Annotated in this window: 14 protein-coding genes; 3 read left to right on the plus strand and 11 right to left on the minus strand. The window is 72.2% G+C overall.

Annotated elements, in window-relative coordinates:
* The first annotated feature begins 5 nt into the window (after positions 1 to 5).
* Together EIL87_RS00290 and EIL87_RS00295 are read left to right on the plus strand one after the other, a co-directional pair.
* Positions 6 to 3,161 (plus strand): arabinosyltransferase domain-containing protein, encoded by a 3,156-nt coding sequence (locus EIL87_RS00290; protein WP_125088083.1) that lies wholly within the window; start codon positions 6 to 8, stop codon positions 3,159 to 3,161.
* Positions 3,162 to 3,342: 181 nt separating this feature from the next.
* Positions 3,343 to 4,263 (plus strand): AEC family transporter, encoded by a 921-nt coding sequence (locus EIL87_RS00295; protein WP_125088084.1) that lies wholly within the window; start codon positions 3,343 to 3,345, stop codon positions 4,261 to 4,263.
* A gap of 7 nt (positions 4,264 to 4,270) precedes the next feature.
* Here EIL87_RS00295 and EIL87_RS00300 read toward each other — a convergent pair whose 3' ends face one another.
* The 5 genes from EIL87_RS00300 to EIL87_RS00320 all read right to left on the minus strand — a co-directional run bounded on the left by EIL87_RS00300 (position 4,271) and on the right by EIL87_RS00320 (position 10,372).
* A complete protein-coding gene (locus EIL87_RS00300) occupies positions 4,271 to 6,538 on the minus strand; it encodes a molybdopterin-dependent oxidoreductase (protein ID WP_125088085.1) in 2,268 nt (755 codons plus the stop codon).
* A gap of 57 nt (positions 6,539 to 6,595) precedes the next feature.
* Complete coding sequence (locus EIL87_RS00305; RefSeq protein ID WP_233575890.1) at positions 6,596 to 7,420, minus strand: hypothetical protein; 825 nt, start codon at positions 7,418 to 7,420, stop codon at positions 6,596 to 6,598.
* Positions 7,421 to 7,563: 143 nt separating this feature from the next.
* The gene (locus tag EIL87_RS00310; protein WP_125088086.1) at positions 7,564 to 8,193 is read right to left on the minus strand and encodes a LutC/YkgG family protein; all 630 of its coding nucleotides are present in this window, start codon (positions 8,191 to 8,193) and stop codon (positions 7,564 to 7,566) included.
* Positions 8,190 to 9,617, minus strand: coding sequence for a LutB/LldF family L-lactate oxidation iron-sulfur protein (locus EIL87_RS00315; protein ID WP_125088436.1), 1,428 nt, complete (start codon positions 9,615 to 9,617; stop codon positions 8,190 to 8,192). Before EIL87_RS00315 ends, EIL87_RS00310 begins: the two co-directional genes overlap by 4 nt.
* Before the next feature lie 17 nt (positions 9,618 to 9,634).
* On the minus strand, positions 9,635 to 10,372 hold the full coding sequence (locus EIL87_RS00320) for a (Fe-S)-binding protein (RefSeq protein ID WP_125088087.1): 738 nt from the start codon (positions 10,370 to 10,372) through the stop codon (positions 9,635 to 9,637).
* A 151-nt stretch (positions 10,373 to 10,523) separates the two neighbouring features.
* Between EIL87_RS00320 and EIL87_RS00325 the strand changes: the two genes are divergently transcribed.
* A complete protein-coding gene (locus EIL87_RS00325) occupies positions 10,524 to 11,282 on the plus strand; it encodes a FadR/GntR family transcriptional regulator (protein WP_125088088.1) in 759 nt (252 codons plus the stop codon).
* Positions 11,283 to 11,388: 106 nt separating this feature from the next.
* Here the strand turns inward: EIL87_RS00325 and EIL87_RS00330 are convergent, their stop codons facing one another.
* Genes EIL87_RS00330 through pcaH form a run of 6 tightly spaced genes read right to left on the minus strand, consistent with a single transcriptional unit; the run spans position 11,389 to position 16,022 of the window.
* Positions 11,389 to 12,189: an IclR family transcriptional regulator gene (locus EIL87_RS00330; protein ID WP_125088089.1), complete on the minus strand. Its 801-nt coding sequence runs from the start codon at positions 12,187 to 12,189 to the stop codon at positions 11,389 to 11,391.
* A gap of 36 nt (positions 12,190 to 12,225) precedes the next feature.
* Positions 12,226 to 12,609: a 4-carboxymuconolactone decarboxylase gene (gene pcaC, locus EIL87_RS00335; protein WP_125088090.1), complete on the minus strand. Its 384-nt coding sequence runs from the start codon at positions 12,607 to 12,609 to the stop codon at positions 12,226 to 12,228.
* On the minus strand, positions 12,606 to 13,364 hold the full coding sequence (gene pcaD, locus EIL87_RS00340; protein WP_125088091.1) for a 3-oxoadipate enol-lactonase: 759 nt from the start codon (positions 13,362 to 13,364) through the stop codon (positions 12,606 to 12,608). The genes pcaC and pcaD overlap by 4 nt, the downstream gene beginning before the upstream one ends.
* Positions 13,361 to 14,677 (minus strand): 3-carboxy-cis,cis-muconate cycloisomerase, encoded by a 1,317-nt coding sequence (gene pcaB, locus EIL87_RS00345; protein ID WP_125088092.1) that lies wholly within the window; start codon positions 14,675 to 14,677, stop codon positions 13,361 to 13,363. Before pcaB ends, pcaD begins: the two co-directional genes overlap by 4 nt.
* 38 nt (positions 14,678 to 14,715) lie before the next feature.
* On the minus strand, positions 14,716 to 15,276 hold the full coding sequence (pcaG, locus tag EIL87_RS00350; protein WP_125088093.1) for a protocatechuate 3,4-dioxygenase subunit alpha: 561 nt from the start codon (positions 15,274 to 15,276) through the stop codon (positions 14,716 to 14,718).
* A complete protein-coding gene (gene pcaH / locus EIL87_RS00355; RefSeq protein ID WP_125088094.1) occupies positions 15,276 to 16,022 on the minus strand; it encodes a protocatechuate 3,4-dioxygenase subunit beta in 747 nt (248 codons plus the stop codon). Before pcaH ends, pcaG begins: the two co-directional genes overlap by 1 nt.
* Positions 16,023 to 16,123 lie beyond the last annotated feature (101 nt).

Consider the following 16,123-nt stretch of genomic DNA (forward strand, 5'->3'; position numbering starts at 1 on the left):
AGCGCGTGAGTCAGCGTTCGACGCGGATCACGCGTCGGGACCCGGTGCGGCGACGGGCGGGCGCCGTGGCCGCGGTGCTCGGTCTGCTCTCGGCGGTGCTGGCCGTGGCGGTGCCGCTGCTGCCGGTCAACCACGACGTCACCACGCTCACGTGGCCGACCGCCCAGGGAACCCGGTCGGTTTCCGCGCCGCTGGTCAGCCACGCGCCCCTCTGGCTCAACGCCACCGTGCCCTGCGCGTCGGCCCGCAGCCTCGACACGCGCACCAACGGCCCGGCCGAGCTGCTGGCGACCAACGCGCCCTCGGGCACCTACGGGTCCCTGACCGGGATGAACCTCCAGGTCGAGCGCGGTCAGGTCACCCTGTTCGCCCGCGGCCACCAGCTCGGCGAGGCCACGCTGCCCGCGGGCGACTGCGCGATCACCATCAAGTCCGACGCGGCCGAGACCCGCGCCGACATCGCGGGGGTCCCGCTCGGCGCCGTCGGCGGCGACCAGCGGCCGCAGGTCACCGGCATCTACTCGCAGCTCGACGAGGGGCTCGACGAGGTGCGGGGGCTGGAGGTGCAAGCCCGCGTCGACACCCGCTTCGCCACCACCCCGACCGCGCTGAAGACCGCGGCCATGGTGCTGGCCGTCCTCTGCTTCCTCGGCTCGATGGTCGCGCTGCGCAAGCTGGAGGTCCGCGCCCCCGTGCGGTGGCTCCCGTCGGGCTGGTGGCGGCTGGGCGTGCGCGACCTCGTCGTGTTCACCGCGCTGGCGCTGTGGTGGCTCATCGGCGCGATGACCGCGGACGACGGCTACATCCTGACGATGCTGCGCGCCGCTCCGGACGCCGGTTACGTCACCAACTACTTCCGGTGGTTCGGCAACCCCGAGTCGCCCTTCGGCTGGTTCTACGAGTTCTACGCGGTGTGGGTGCAGGTCTCCGCCGCGACCCCGTGGGTGCGGCTGCCCGCGCTGTTCCTCGGCGTCATCAGCTGGTTGCTGCTCAGCCGCGGCGTGCTGCCGCGGCTCGGCCAGCAGGTGCGCCGCAGCAGTGCTGCCGGTTGGGCCGCCGCCGCGGTCTTCCTGGCGTTCTGGCTGCCCTACAACAACGGCCTGCGGCCCGAGCCCGTCGTCGTGGTGTTCTTCCTGCTCGCGGTGTGCGCCGTGGAACGAGCGGTGGCCACCGAGCGGCTGACCCCGGCGGCGCTGGGGCTGTTGGCCGCCGCGCTGGGCCTGGGCGCGAACCCGCACGGCATGGTCGCCGTGCTGCCGTTCCTCGTCGGCGCCAAGCCGCTGCTGCGGTTGCTGTCCCAGCGCATCCGCGCGAACGGTGCGCTGCCGGTGCTGGCCCCGATCGGAGCCGCCGGCCTGGTCATCCTGGTCGGGGTGTTCTTCGACCAGACGTGGCAGTCGGTCATGGACTCCATCGACCTCAAGACCGAGATGGGCCCCAACGACTCCTGGTACGAGGAGCTGGGCCGCTACGAGAAGCTCTTCGACAAGTGGCCTGACGGCTCCCTGACCAGGCGCTTCCCGGTGCTGCTGCTGTTGCTGTGCATCGCCGCCAGCGGCGTGGTGTTCCTGCGGCGCGGCAAGATCCGCGGTGCCGCCCTGGGTCCGAGCCGCCGGATGCTCGGGCTGGCCGTGCTGAGCTTCGTGGTGCTGGCAGCCACACCGACCAAGCACACCCACCACTTCGGCGTGTTCGCCGCGATCGGCGCCGTGCTGGCCGCGCTCACCGCGCTGGCCACCAGTGCCGCCGTGCTGCGCTCGCGCCGCAACCGGGCCGGGTTCTTCGCCGGCCTGATGGTCGTGTGCGCGCTGTCGGTCACCGGCACCAACTCGTGGTGGTACGTCTCCGGCTGGGGCGTGCCGTGGTTCGACAAGGCGCCCAGCCTCGACGGGCGCCACGCCAGCAGCGCGTTCCTGGCTCTCGGGTTCCTCGCCCTGGTCGTCGCCTTCGTCGAGCACGTCCGCCACGACGAGCCACCCGTGATCACCCCGACCGCACGCAAGCGGGTGCTGCGGTTGGGTGCCGCGCCGCTGACCATCACCTGCGCGTTGTGCTTGGTCGCCGAGGTCGGGTTGTTCACCGTCGGCATCGAGAAGCAGCGCGGCAGCTACAGCCTCGGCCCGGACAACGTGAAGCAGATCGCCGGGCGCAGCTGCGGGCTGTCGGACTACATCAACGTCGAGCCCGACCCGCGGCGAGGCGTGCTCGCCCCGTCGCCGAACCAGCCTCGGGTGCCCAGCAACAGCGCGCAGCCGCCGGACTACCTGCAGGACGAGCTGGAGGGCTTCCACCGCTTCGGCTTCCCGCCCGACCCGCAGTTCACCCCGCCGTTCGGCTACGGCGGCGACGACGCCCCGGTCTGGGGGACGTTCGACACCGACGCTTCGGGCACCGGCGAGGTCCGCACCCCCTGGTACGACCTGCCGCCGCAGGTCACCGAGGGCACCGCGCCCGTGGTGGTGCAGTTCGCGGGCTCGTCCACCAACACCAACTCGATGCGTGTGGAGTGGGGTCGTGACGTGCCGGGCGGGTTCGAGGTCACCGGGCACCGCGACCTCTCGCTCAACAGCGGCACGTGGCAGGACCAGCGCTTCGAGCCGCGCGGTGCGACCAAGGTCCGGATCGTGGCCGCCGACCACCGCGCCGACCCCGAGGGCTGGCTGGCCTTCAGCGCGCCGCGCGTGCCGGTGCTGACCACCATGACCGACCTGATCGGCAGCCAACCCACCTTCGTGGAGTGGCCGGCCGCGCTGGTCCACCCGTGCCTGGAACCGGCGAAGATCCGCGACGGCGTGTTCGAGATGCCGCGCTTCCGGGTCGCCGGTGGCGGCATCATGCGCGACATGGGCCAGAGCTGGTCGGCGCCGGCCGGCGGGGGGCCGTTCGGCTGGCTCAACGTCGGTGCCAGCGTCCGGAAGCTGCCCGCCCACCTGCAGGGATCGCCGAACCGCGACTGGGGCGCGATCTACGTGGTCGACCCCTACGACTCCGACACCGCCGATGCCGGAGCGGCGATGCGGGTGCACCGCGAGACGCACTGGGGCGACTGGAGTCCGGGACCGCTGACCGAGGCGGTGAAGCTGCCCGGCCGCGTTCCCACCTCCGAGGGCCGCACCGACCTGCGCCCGGTGGAACCGGCGGTCACCGGCGACGAGAGCTGACCTCCCCGCGGTGTGAGAGTCGCCATTCGAGCGCGCCCGCGGGTGCCGTGATCGATTAGGATCGCTAACGGTAGGCGCCCGGCGATGCCGCCGCGAACGTGCGCCGAAAACCGCGTGGGGAAACCGCAACAGCTCGCGCGTGCCTCCACAGTGGACGGCGCGCGCCAGGGGTGGAGGCGTCGTGTCGGGTGTGATCCAGGGCTTCGGCGTCATCGGCGCCATCGTTCTGGTCGGGTACCTCCTGGGCCGCACCGAAGTCCTCGGCGACGCCGGTCGCGACGTGCTGACGAAGACCTCCTTCTACATCGGCACCCCCGCTCTGCTGCTGCAGATGCTCTCCGAGTCCGACGTGCGCGTGCTGTTCTCCACGCCGCTGCTGGTCACCGCGCTGAGCACGTTCGCCGCGGCCGCGCTGTTCGTGCTGGTGGCGCTGTGGCGGCGGTGGAACATCCGGCGCACCACCATCGGCGCGCTGTGCTCGAGCTACGTCAACGCCGGCAACCTGGGCATCCCCGTCGCCGTCTACGTCCTCGGCGACGCGAGCCTGGTGGCGCCGGTGATGCTGTTCCAGCTGCTCGTGATGACCCCGGGCGGGCTCACCGTGATCGACGTGGCGCAGGCCGGTGAGAAGGTGTCGGCGTGGTCGCGCGTGCTGGCGCCGTTGAAGAACCCGATCGTCATCTGCTCGCTGATCGGCGTCGCGCTGTCGCTGCTCGGCTGGCGCATCCCGGGCCCGGTCGCCGAACCGCTGACCCTGCTCGGGCACCTGTCCGTGCCGACGGTGCTGCTGGCCTTCGGCATCTCGCTGCGCGGCTCGCAACTGCCCGCGGGCGGCACCGAACGGTGGCCGGTGCTGGTCTCGGTCGGGCTGAAGTCCTTCGCGCACCCGGTCATCGCCTGGGCCATCGGCGCCGGGTTGTTCGGCATGGAAGGTGCTCCGCTGTTCGCAGCGGTGGTCATCTCGGCCCTGCCCGCCGCGCAGAACCTCTTCGTCTACGCCTCTCGCTACGACGTCGGCGTCCGCCTCGCCCGGGAGTCGATCCTGCTCTCCACGATCCTGTCGGTGCCGGTCCTGGTCACCGTCACGGCGCTGCTGGGATGACCCGTGATCACGCCGGGTGCAGCGGCGGGGGAGCGTGCACCTGCACCTCGGGCAGCGGCCCGGGGAACAGCTCCACGTCGACGTGGCTGCGCTGACCCGCGCAGCCCTGCGACAGGCGTGAGGCGCCCACGTCCTCGGTGAGCGCGTTCGGGTTGCCGTGCACGCACAGGTCCTGGCCGGGACGTTCCGGGTCGGGTTGCGGGTCGAACCACGCCCCGGTGGGCAGCACCACCACGCCGGGCCGCACCCGGTTGCTGAGACGAGCTCCGGCCAGGCACGCGCCTCGCTCGTTGAACACCCGCACCACGGCGCCCTCGGTGATCCCGCGCGCGGCGGCGTCGTCCGGGTGCAGCGTGATCGGCTCGCGTCCGGCGACCTTGGACTCCCGGCTGAGCGCTCCCACGTCGCCCTGCCCGTGCAACCGGGTCGGCGGCTGGTTGGCGATGAGGTGCAGCGGGCCGCGGCGTTCCTGCGGCAACCACGCGGGGTGACCGGGGCAGTCGTCGTAGCCGAAGGAGTCGACCTCCGCCGAGAACAGCTCGATGCGCCCGCTGGGGGTGTGCAGCCGCTCCCGCTCGGGGTCGCGGCGGAACCGCTTCAGGGGTGGGTCCTCGGGCACCTCCGGGAGCCGCAGCTCGCCGGCCGCCCAGAAGGTGTCGAAGTCGGGCACGTCGTGGCCTTGGGTGAGCAGCTGCTCCCGCCACCGGTCGTAGAGGTGCTCCACCCACCCGCGGGCGCTGCGCCCCTGGGTGAAGCGCTGCCGCACCCCGAGCCGCTCGGCCAGCCCGGCCAGGATGCTGAAGTCGTCACGGGCTTCCCCGACCGGGTCCAGCACCCGGTGCATCGCCGTGAGGTGGGTGTCGCGGCGCCCGGCACCGAGGTCCTCGCGCTCCAGGGACGTCGTGGCGGGCAGCACGACGTCGGCGTGCCGGGCGGTGGCCGTCCAGTGCGTCTCGTGCACCACCACGGTCTCCGGCCGGGCGAAGGCCCGCCGCAGCCGGTTGAGGTCCTGGTGGTGGTGGAAGGGGTTGCCGCCGGCCCAGTGGACCAGCCGGATGTCGGGGTAGGTCAGCCGCTGCCCGTCGTAGTCGAACTCGGCGCCAGGGTTGAGCAGCATGTCGGCGACCCGCGCGACCGGGATGAACGCGCGCACCGGGTTGCTGCCCTGCGGCAGCGTCGGCAGCCACAGCACCGGGCCTACGTCGCCGACGTCGGCCATCGAACCGTAACCGTGGCCGAAACCCCCTCCGGGCAACCCGATCTGCCCGAGCATCGCCGCCAGCGCGATCCCGGCCCACACCGGTTGCTCGCCGCCCCGGGTGCGCTGCAGCGACCAGGTCACCGTCACCAGCGTGCGCCCGGCCGCCATCCTGCGGGCCAGCTCGCGGATCTCGGAAGCCTCGACACCGCAGATGCCGGCCGCCCACTCGGGCGTCTTGGGCACGCCGTCGGATGCGCCGAGCAGGTAGTCGGCGAACACGTCGAAACCGGTGCAGCAGCGCTCGAGGAAGTCGGCGTCGTGCAGGTCCTCGGTGAGCAGCGTGTGCGCCAGGGCCAGCTGCATCGCCACGTCCGTGCCCGGCTCGATCGAATACCAGCGGCCCCCGGCGGGGACGTCGTCGGCCAGCGGGCTGATCGAGGCCACGGCCATCCCGGGGTCGGCCGCCGCCGCAGCGCTGGTGTGCCGGGTGACGCCACCCGGCGAGATCGACAAGTTCTTGGTCGGCAGACCGCCGAAGGCCACGATCAGGTCGGTGTGCTCGCGCACGGTCGCCCAGCTGTCGGCGTAGCCGAGGACGGCCGCGGAGCTGCCCACCACGTGCGGCAGCAGCACCTGCGAGGTGCCGAAGCTGTAGTTGTTCCGGGAAGCGGTGTAGCCGCCGATGGTGTTGAGGAACCGGTGCAACTGGCTCTGCGCGTGGTGGAACCGGCCCGCGCTGCCCCAGCCGTAGGAGCCGCCGTAGATCGCCTCGTTGCCCGACTCGTGCCGCACCCTGTCCAGCTGCGCGGCCACCAGGGTAAACGCGGTGTCCCAGTCGACCTCGACGAACTCGTCCTTCCCGCGCCGCGACGACGGGCCGGGGCCACCGCTCAACCAGCCGCGCCGGACGGCCGGGCGCTGCACCCGCGTGCTGTGCCGGGCGATCTCGGGGACGTTGCCGAGCAGAGGCGACGGCGCCGGGTCGTCGGCGCGCGGGCGCACCCGGACACCGCCGTTGCCGTCGCTCGCGGCCTGGTACGCGCCCCAGTGCGCGGTCGTCGGCACCCAGTCCATCCGGTTCCTCCTGTGGTCGGAGGTGTTCCGACCTGCGATGACGTGGTCGCGCCGATGCTACCGGTGCTCGGCGAACCGCATCGACGCCTCGGCGTGCACCTGGTCCGAGCGCACCGACATCGCCCCGTCGGGGCCACCGCACACCAGCACCGGGTCCCCGGAGAACACCGGGCGGCGCAGCCGGTAGGACACGTCGGTGATCTGGCCGTTCTCGCGGGCGAGCTCGGTCATCAGCAGCACCAGCAGCGGACCGTGCACCACCAGGCCCGGGTAGGCCTCGACCTCCCGGCAGTAGGTCTCGTCGTAGTGGATGCGGTGGGAGTTGGCCGTCAGGGCGCTGAACCGGAACAACCGCACCGGGTCGGCGGTGAAGCCCCACTGCCAGTCGGCCTGGGACTTCGGGAAGTCCGTGGGGCGCAAGCGGTTCGGGTTCTTCGCCTCGTTCTCGCCGCTGCGGTAGACGTAGTCGACCTCCTCGGAGATCCGCAGCCTGCCGTCCTGGTGGAACTCGCGGCGCTCGGTCACGAACGCCATCTCGCCCGTGCGGCCCTGCTTGACCTGCACGTCGCCCAGCTCGGTGGTCCGCTCGGCTGGGGTGCCCAGCCGCAGCGGCTCCTGGATGGTCAACCGCCCGCCGGCGAACATCCGGCGCCGGTCCGGCACCGGAGGCAGGAAGTCGCCGTCGAGCGGGTGCCCGTCCGGGCCGAGGTCGGAGTGCGGCGGCCAGGACAGGAAGTGCACCCAGTGCCACAGCGGCGGCAGCTCGTCCACCGGTGCCGCGGTCTCCAGCACGTTGGCCAGCGCTCGCGACTGCTCCGGTGCCATCGCGTCGTGCTCGACCACCGGACGCGGACGCCAGCCCCGCAGGTACTCCTCCAGCACCGAGATCCTCCTCGTGACGGACGCTCCACCCGACCCCGCCATCCCACCACCCCGGGCACGCGCAGCACACGGCTCGCGGCAGCGGACACGCCGGCGCGGGTCGCCTCGGCGCGAATGTACCCGTCCCGAGCGTGCCGGGCGGATCAGGTGGCCGGGGTGACCAGGACGTGGAGGGTCCGGGGTCCGTGCACGCCCTCGACGCGGTTGAGCTCGATGTCGCTGGTGGCCGAGGGCCCGCTGATGAACGTCGTCGGCCTGGCGGGGTCCAAGCGCGACAGAGCGGCGGGCACGTCGTCGGCGACCTGGTCCTCGGCCACCACGCAGAGGTGCAGGTCCGGCACCAGGGTCGCCGCGCGGCGACCCTGGCCGGGGCCGTGGTCGAGCACGATCGTGCCGGTCGAGGCGATGCCCACCGCAGCCGTGGTGATCACCGCGTCGACCTGCTCCAACGCCGCCGTGTCCGCCGCCGGGCCGACCAGCTCGAACTCCTCGGCCAACTCCGGCGACCACGCCTGTGGTGCCCCCTCCGGGATGAGCAGCCTGCGGGCGCCGGCCGAGCGGGCGACCTCGGCGAGCCTGGTCACCACGGCAGCGGCCGCCACGCGGTCCACGGTGGCCTGGTAGTCGGACACCGTCTCGCAGAACAACGCCACCAGGTCCGCCGCCGGACGCGTCCTGCGGTAGTCGCGCGGGACCGCCGACAGCGGGGTCCGCTCGGTCCCGCGCAACGCCTCCCGCACCCGGCCCAGCACGGCCTCGCGAGCCGAACTCATGACTGACCTCCTCGGGTGCGCTCCCACCAGGAGCGGAACGACTCCTCCGCCGGCGCGGGCGCGTCCCGCGCGTCGGTCCAGCGCGACAGCGGAGCGGGCAACCGGCCGATCGTGCCGTGACGGCCGATGAGCTTCCTGCTCCACGACGCGACCTTCTGCGCCACGGCCAACCGCTTGGCGTCGCCGAACACCCACGACGCCAGGCCCATCAAGGCGTCCAACGGCTTGTCGCGGACGCCCGAGTGCTCCTCGACGACCCGGGTTCGCAGGTGCACCAGCAGGTCCGGGATGTCGATCGCCACCGGGCAGACGTCGTAGCACGCGCCGCACAACGACGACGCGTACGGCAGCGACTTGTCCACCTCGGACTCCGTGCCGCGCAGTTGCGGGTTGAGCACCGCGCCGATCGGTCCCGGGTAGACCGAGCCGTAGGCGTGACCTCCGGTGCGCTCGTAGACCGGGCACACGTTCAGGCAAGCCGAGCAGCGGATGCAGCGCAGCGCCTGCCGCCCGACCTCGTCGGCCAGGGCGCCGGTCCGACCGTTGTCCAGCAGCACCACGTGGAAGTCCTGCGGACCGTCACCGGGCGAGACGCCGGTCCACGTCGAGGTGTAGGGGTTCATCCGCTCGCCGGTGCTCGAACGCGGCAGCAGCTGCAGGAAGACCTCCAGGTCCTGCCAGCTCGGCACGACCTTCTCGATGCCCACCACGCTGATCAGCGTTTCCGGCAGCGTCAGGCACATCCGGCCGTTGCCCTCGGACTCCACGACCACCAGCGTCCCGGAGTCGGAGACCGCAAAGTTCGCACCCGAGATCGCGACCTTCGCGCGCAGGAACTTCTCCCGCAGGTGCCGGCGCGCGGCCTCGGCCAGCCGTGCGGGGTCGTCGGTGAGGTCCTCGGGCGCCGGGGCCCCGACCTTGCCCATCTCGCGGCGGAAGATCTCCCGGATCTCGGCCCGGTTGCGGTGGATCGCGGGCACCAGGATGTGGCTCGGCGCGTCGTGTCCCAGCTGGACGATCAACTCCGCCAGGTCCGTTTCCCACGCGTCGATCCCGGCCTCGGCCAAGGCCTCGTTGAGCTCGATCTCCTGCGTGGCCATCGACTTGACCTTGACGACCTCCCGTTCGCCGGTCGCCCGGACCAGGTCGGTCACGATCCGGTTGGCCTCCTCGGCGTCGCGCGCCCAGTGCACCGTGCCGCCGGCCTCGGTGACCGCGGCTTCGAACCGCTCGAGGTAAGTGTCCAGGTTGGACAGCGTGTGCGCCTTGATCGCCGCGCCGGCCTCCCGCAGCTCCGCCCAGTCGTCGAGCTCGCCGACGACACCGGCGCGCTTGCGGCGGATGGTGGCCGTGGCGCCGGCCAGGTTGTGCCGCAGCTGCGAGTTCGCCAGCTCGCGCTTGGCCGCGGTCGGGAACGAGGGCATGCCCAGGGGAGTGGCGCTCACAGCTGGTCTCCTCCTTCGGTCGAGGCCAGGATCTCGGCCAGGTGCAGCACGCGGATCCCGGAGCGCTGCCGCGACAGCAGCCCGCCGATGTGCATCAGGCACGAGGAGTCGCCCGCGCACAGGACTTCCGCGCCCGTCTCGCGGACGTGCCGGGCCTTGTCCGCGCCCATCGCCACCGACACGTCGGGGTTCTTCAGCGCGAACGTGCCGCCGAACCCGCAGCACTGCTCGGCGGCGGGCAGTTCGGCGAGGTCCAGCGCCCGCACCGCGCGCAGCAGCCGCAGCGGCCGGTCGCCGACCCGCAGCAGTCGCGCCGAGTGGCAGGTGGGGTGGTAGGTGACCCGGTGCGGGAAGTAGGCGCCGACGTCGGTCACGCCGAGCACGTCGACCAGGAACTCGGCGAGCTCGTGGACCTTCGGCGCGGTGTGCTCGACGGCGCGGGTGAGCCGGCGGTCGCCGTCGGCGACCAGCGCGTGCTGGTGCCGCACGGATGCCACGCACGAGCCGGAGGGGGCCACCACGGCGTCGTAGTCGGCGAAGGCGTCGACGAACGTCCGCACCGACGACGTGGCCTGCTTGCGGTAGCCGGTGTTGGTGTGTACCTGGCCACAGCAGGTCTGGGCGGTGGGGAAGTCCACCGAACACCCCAGCCGCTCCAAGATCTGCACCGTCGCCTTCGGTGCGGCGGGGAAGAGCGTGTCGCCGAGGCAGGTCGCGAACAGTGCCACCCTCATGCGCGCATCACCGGTTTCCTCTCCGTCCGGTCTTCGCGAGCATCCTCGCTCACCGTGCGCCACGACACCGGACATGCGGACCATTGTATGGTCTGACCACAGCGAAGACTTACCCTAGAGATCGCTGACGGCGCGTGTAAAGGGGACCCGAGTGACCGGTTTTGGATCCGACGTGGACGCGGGCGACGCCGACTGGCGCCCGGTCGCGCGCACCCGCACCTACGAGCTGGTCATCGACCGCGTCGAGGAGCAGATCGTGTCCGGGGCGCTCAAGGTGGGTGACCGGCTGCCCGCCGAACGCGACCTCGCCAAGATGCTCGGCGTCAGCCGCGCCGCGGTCCGGGAGGCGTTCCGCGCCTTGGAGGCCCAAGGCGTGCTGCGGATGGGCGTGGGCACCGGACCCGACTCGGGCACCACCGTTGCCGCGCTGCCCAGCCAGGCGCTGACCCGTCTGCTGCGGCTGCACGTGGCGCTGGCGAACTTCCCGGTGGCCGACGTGGTGCGCGCCCGGATCATGCTGGAACGCGAGAGCGCCCGGCACGCCGCCTCCCGCGCCCGGCCCGACGACCTGCGCAGGCTCGGCGAGCTGCTGGACGAGATGGACGCCCCGGACTGCGACCGGGCGCGCTTCAACGACCTCGACACCGAGTTCCACGTCCGCATCGCCGAGGCCGGCGGGAACCGGCTCGTCGCGGACATGACCATCGCCATCCGCGAGTCGATGCGCCGGCCCCTGCTGGCTGCCTTCGACGACCTCGGTGACGACTGGGACCCCATCGCCGAGGAGCTTCGCCGCGACCACCGCGCGATCTACCAGGCCCTGCGCGACGGCGACGCGGAGGCCGCCGAGGAACTCACCGAGCGCCACATCCGGACCTTCTACCGCCACGGCTGGGCCGACGACCTCTGAACCCGGCTAGAACGCCCGTCCTTCGCGCAGTGACCGACACTTCGCGCGCAATGTCGTGAGGGCGACGAAGACCATTTCGCGCAGGTGTCGCTCGCCCGCGCAAGGGTCAGCGGACGACGGCTCGAGATTGGGGGGAGACCGCGAGGTCGGCTGCGATGCGGCGGGTGGTCTCCAGCAGCGGGGGGAGCAGCTCGGTGCGGGCGATCTCCGGAGTGGTGCGGCTGGCGTGCGAGGAGATGTTCGCGGCTGCGACGACACGTCCGTAGCGGTCCCGCACCGGGGCGGCGATCGAGCGCAGCCCGGCTTCCAACTCCTGGTCCACCAGCGCGTAGCCCTGCTCCCGGATCCGTGCCAGTTCCTCGACCAGTTCGGCGCGGGTGGTGATGGTGTGCGGGCCCAGCGGCGTCAGGTCGACCTCGTCCAGGTGGGCGTGCAGCTTGTCCTCGGGCAGGTCGGCCAGCAGCACCCGGCCCATCGAGGTGGCGTAGGCGGGGAAGCGGGTGCCGATGTTGATCGACACCGTCATGATCCGCGAGGTGGGAACGCGGGCGACGTAGACGATGTCGGTGCCGTCCAGCACCGACACCGACGCCGACTCGTGCACCTCCGAGACCAGGTGCTCGAGGTGGGGCTGGGCGATCTCCGGCAGCGACACGCTCGACAGGTAAGCGAAGCCCAGCTCCAGCACCCGCGGGGTCAGCGCGAACACCCGGCCGTCGGTCCACACGTAGCCCAGCCCGACCAGGGTGTGCAGGAACCGGCGGGTCGCCGCGCGCGACAGGTCCGTCGCGCGCGCGACCTCCGACAGCGTCATCTCCGGGTTGGCCTCGTTGAACGCGCGGATCACCATCAGCCCGCGGGCCAGCGACTGCACGTACCCGCTGCTGGTGTCGGACTCGGACTCCATCGGTGATCCCCTCGTCGGCGCGGCCCCGGTGGGAAGCTACTCCGCTTGCTCCTCGGCCAGGATCGTATTGGCGATTCCGAACGCGGTGTTCGCGCGGGGCACACCGGCGTAGATCGCCACGTGCATGAGGACCTCCTTGATCCGCTCCGGCTCCAGGCCGTTGCGGCGGGCGGCGCGCACGTGCATCGCGAACTCGTCCTCGCAGCCGGTGGCCGCCAGGATCGCCAGCGTCAGCATGCTGCGCGTCGGACGGTCCGCGCCGTCGCCGGTCCACACCTCACCCCACGCGTAGCGCGTGATGAAGTCCTGGAAGTCCTCGGTGAAGTCGGTCTTGCGGGCGTTGGCGCGGTCCACGTGGGCGTCGCCGAGCACCGCGCGCCGCACCTGCATGCCCGCGTCGTAGCGGCTCTGCTCGCTCATGCCGCCCCTCCGAAGTGCTCCAGCAGCAGGCGGTTGACCTCGTCCGCCTGCTCGGCGTTGGCCAGGTGCGCGGCAGGCGAGAGCACCTCGACCCGCGCGCCGGGGACACCGGCCGCGATCCGCTCGGCGTGCGACGGGGGAGTGGCGGGGTCCTCGGCGCCGGCGATCACCAGCGTCGGCGCCGCGATCGTGGGCAGGCCGTCGAGGACGTCCATGCCGGCGATCGCCTCGCAGCAGCCCGCGTACCCCTCGGGGTCGGCCTTGCGGATCATGTCCCCGAACTTCTCCCGGACCTCGGGGCGTGCGGCCGCGGCCGGGGTGAACCACCGCGGCAACGACGGCTCGACCATCGCGTCCATGCCGTGGGCCCGCACCGTCTCGGCGCGCTCCAGCCACGCGGTGTTGCCCAGGTCGGCGGAGGTGCAGATCAACGCCAGCCGCTCGACGCGCTCGGGCGCGTTCTCCGCCAGCCACATGCCGGTCATGCCGCCCAGCGAGACCCCGGCGAAGTGCGCCTTGTCAACGCCCAGGCGGTCCAGCAGCTCCAGCACGTCACCACCCAGCTCCGGCATCGCGTACGGGCCGGGCTTGGCCTCGCTGCGTCCGTGGCCGCGCTGGTCGTAGCGCAGCACGCGGAACCGCTCGGCCAGCGCGGGGACCTGCTCGTCCCACAGGCGCAGGTCGGTGCCCAGCGAGTTGGACAGCACCACGACCGGAGCCCCCTCGGGACCGGTCAGTTCGTGGTAGACGTTCACCGCTTCTCCAATCCGGTGTGCGTGGCCAGGGCGCGGTCGATGAAACCACCGGCGGCGCCCAGGTAGTCGCTCGCCGACGTGGCGTCGAGGACGTCCTGTTCGGACAGCACCTCGCGCACCCTCGGCTCGGCGAGCAGTTCGTCCCGCAAGGTGCTGCCGCGTTCCACGGTGCGCCGGCACAGCTCGGTGACGAGATCCTGGGCCTCGGTGCGGCCCAGGGCGGTCATCAGGCGTCCGGCGGCGTTCTCGGCGAGCACCAGACCGCGGGTGAGGTCGAGGTTGGCGGCCATGCGATCGGGGTGGACCCGCAAGCCCTCCAGCAGTTCCCGCGTCCGGCGGGCCGCGGCGGCGGTGAGCCGCAGCAGTTCGGTCAGCGGTTCCCACTCGGACTGCCACGCCCCGGCCGCCCGCTCGTAGGCCTGCGGCATCGCCGCCAGCAGTGTCGCCACCAGCCCCGGGACGCGCTGGGTGGCGGCCGTGATCAGCACCGACGTGGCCGGGTTCTGCTTGTGCGGCATGGCTGAGGAGCCGCCGGGTGCACCTTCGGTGAGCTCGCCGACCTCGGTCTGGGCGTGCAGCTCCACGTCCAGCGCGATCTTGCCCAGCACACCGGACGCGGTACCCAGCGCTCCGGCCAGCTCGGCGATGCGGGTGCGGTCGGTGTGCCACGGCAGCACCGGTTCGGCCAGCCCGAGCCGTTCGGCCACACCCGCCAGCACCTCCGGACCGCCGGTCCCCAGCGACGCCAGGGTTCCCGCCGCGCCGCCGAACTGGACCGCGGGTGAGAACCGGGTCAGCCCTTCGATCGACTCGTCCAGCGCGGTCAGCCATCCCGCGCAGCGCAGCCCGAACGTGGTGGGCAGCGCCTGCTGCAGCAACGACCGGGCGATCAGCACGGTGCCGCGGTGCTCCTCGGCCAGCCGAGCGCACTCCTGCGCTGCCGCCCGCAGGTCGGTCACGACGAGCTCCAGCACGTCGCGAACCACCAGCATCGCAGCGGTGTCCACGACGTCCTGGCTGGTCGCTCCCCGGTGCACGTGCGCCCGGGCGTCCTCTCCCACCAGCGCCGTGAGGTCCCGCACCAGCGCGATCACCGGGGTCGCCGAGGACACCGCGCGCTCACCGATCGACGCGGTGTCGAACAGCTCCGCGCGGCAGTGCGCGGCGATGGCCTCGGCGGCCGAGACCGGCACGATCCCGGCCTCGGCCTGAGCGGCGGCCAGCGCGGACTCGAAGTCCAGCATCGCCTGCAGCCACGCCCCGTCGCTCGTGCGCGCGGTGGCGTCCGGAGTGCTGAACATCGGACCGAACAAGCCGGGCTCCCTCTCTCCTGCGTGGACCTGCGATCCCATCAGACCGCGAAGAACACCGTCTCGCCATCGCCCTGCAGGCGGATGTCGAACCGCAGCCCGCGCTCGTCGGAGACTCCCAGGAGCGTGTCGCGGCGCTCGGCCGGCACGGTGGCCAGCACCGGGTCGGTGGAGTTGGCGGCCTCGTCGGGGAAGTACACCCGGGTCACCACGCGGTTGAGCATGCCGCGCGCCAGCACGGTCACGTCGATGTGCGGTGCTTCGGTCTCACCGTCCGGAGTGGGCAGCGGGCCGGGTTTGACCGTGCGGAACCAGAACCGGCCCTCGCCGTCGGTGCCGCACCGGCCGAAGCCCTGCCAGCCGGAGGCCTCCGGGCGCGGGTCGTCGGGGTGGTCGAAGCGGCCCTGCTCGTCGGCCTGCCAGATCTCGATCACGCCGTCCGGCACCGGGTCGCCGTTGCCGTCGCGGAGAACGCCGTGCAGCACGAACGCGCCCTCGCGGTCGTCGGGCACCACGTCCGGCCCGTCGTCCCACAGGATGCCCTGCGGCAGCGCGTAGAACGGGCCGACCGTCTGCGACGGGGTGGTGGCGGGAGCGCGCATCAGTCGTCCTCCTCCTCTTCCTCGTCCTCGAACACCGTGGCCTCGGGCCCGCGCAGCACGATGTCCCACTTGTAGCTCAACGCCCACTCGGGAACCGTCGAGTCCAGGTCGAACCGCGAGACCATCCGCTCGCGCGCCTTCTCGTCGCGCACCGAGTTGAAGATCGGGTCCTGGTAGAACAGCGGGTCGCCCGGGAAGTACATCTGCGTGATCAGGCGCTGGGTGAAGGCCTGCCCGAACAGCGAGAAGTGGATGTGCGCCGGCCGCCACGCGTTGTCGTGGTTGCGCCAGGGGTAGGCGCCGGGCTTGATGGTGATGAACCGGTAGTTGCCCTCGGAGTCGGTCATGCACCGGCCGGTGCCGGAGAAGTTCGGGTCCAGCGGGGCCGGGTGGCGGTCGCCCTGGTGCAGGTAGCGGCCTGCCGAGTTCGCCTGCCAGATCTCCACCAGCGTGTTCGGCACGGGCTTGCCGGAGGAGTCGAGCACTTTGCCGCTGACGATGATCCGCTCGCCCAGCGGCTCACCGTCGTGCTGGACGGTGAGGTCGTGGTCCAGCTCCCCGCACCGGTCCTGGCCCAGCAGGGGACCGGTGACCTCGGTCAGGTGCTGCGGCAGGTACTGCAACGGCTGCTTCGGGTGCCGCAGCGCCGAGGACCGGTACTCCCCGGAGTCCAGCGGCGGGTGCGACGCGTCGTCGGACGCGTACTTCGGCAGGATGAGACCCGACCGAGTCTCATGAACAGTCATCAGAAGGCTCCCTCGGTGCTTCCAAGCTCTGCGGTCGTGGTGCGGGCGGTGCGGGTGGCGCCGGAAGTGGCTCTCCTGGGGCGCTGCGACCGGAGAGCCGC

The sequence above is a fragment of the Saccharopolyspora rhizosphaerae genome (assembly GCF_003931915.1).
GTDB classification, from domain to species: Bacteria; Actinomycetota; Actinomycetes; order Mycobacteriales; family Pseudonocardiaceae; genus Saccharopolyspora; species Saccharopolyspora rhizosphaerae.

Bases quoted from the DNA above. Each gene is read 5' to 3' on its own strand.
- EIL87_RS00300 (WP_125088085.1), bottom strand. From the start codon at position 6,538: ATGGACTGGGTGCCGACGACCGCGCACTGGGGCGCGTACCAGGCCGCG.
- EIL87_RS00310 (WP_125088086.1), bottom strand. From the start codon at position 8,193: ATGAGTTCGGCTCGCGAGGCCGTGCTGGGCCGGGTGCGGGAGGCGTTG.
- EIL87_RS00315 (WP_125088436.1), bottom strand. From the start codon at position 9,617: ATGCCCTCGTTCCCGACCGCGGCCAAGCGCGAGCTGGCGAACTCGCAG.
- EIL87_RS00320 (WP_125088087.1), bottom strand. From the start codon at position 10,372: ATGAGGGTGGCACTGTTCGCGACCTGCCTCGGCGACACGCTCTTCCCC.
- EIL87_RS00330 (WP_125088089.1), bottom strand. From the start codon at position 12,189: ATGGAGTCCGAGTCCGACACCAGCAGCGGGTACGTGCAGTCGCTGGCC.
- pcaC (WP_125088090.1), bottom strand. From the start codon at position 12,609: ATGAGCGAGCAGAGCCGCTACGACGCGGGCATGCAGGTGCGGCGCGCG.
- pcaG (WP_125088093.1), bottom strand. From the start codon at position 15,276: ATGCGCGCTCCCGCCACCACCCCGTCGCAGACGGTCGGCCCGTTCTAC.
- pcaH (WP_125088094.1), bottom strand. From the start codon at position 16,022: ATGACTGTTCATGAGACTCGGTCGGGTCTCATCCTGCCGAAGTACGCG.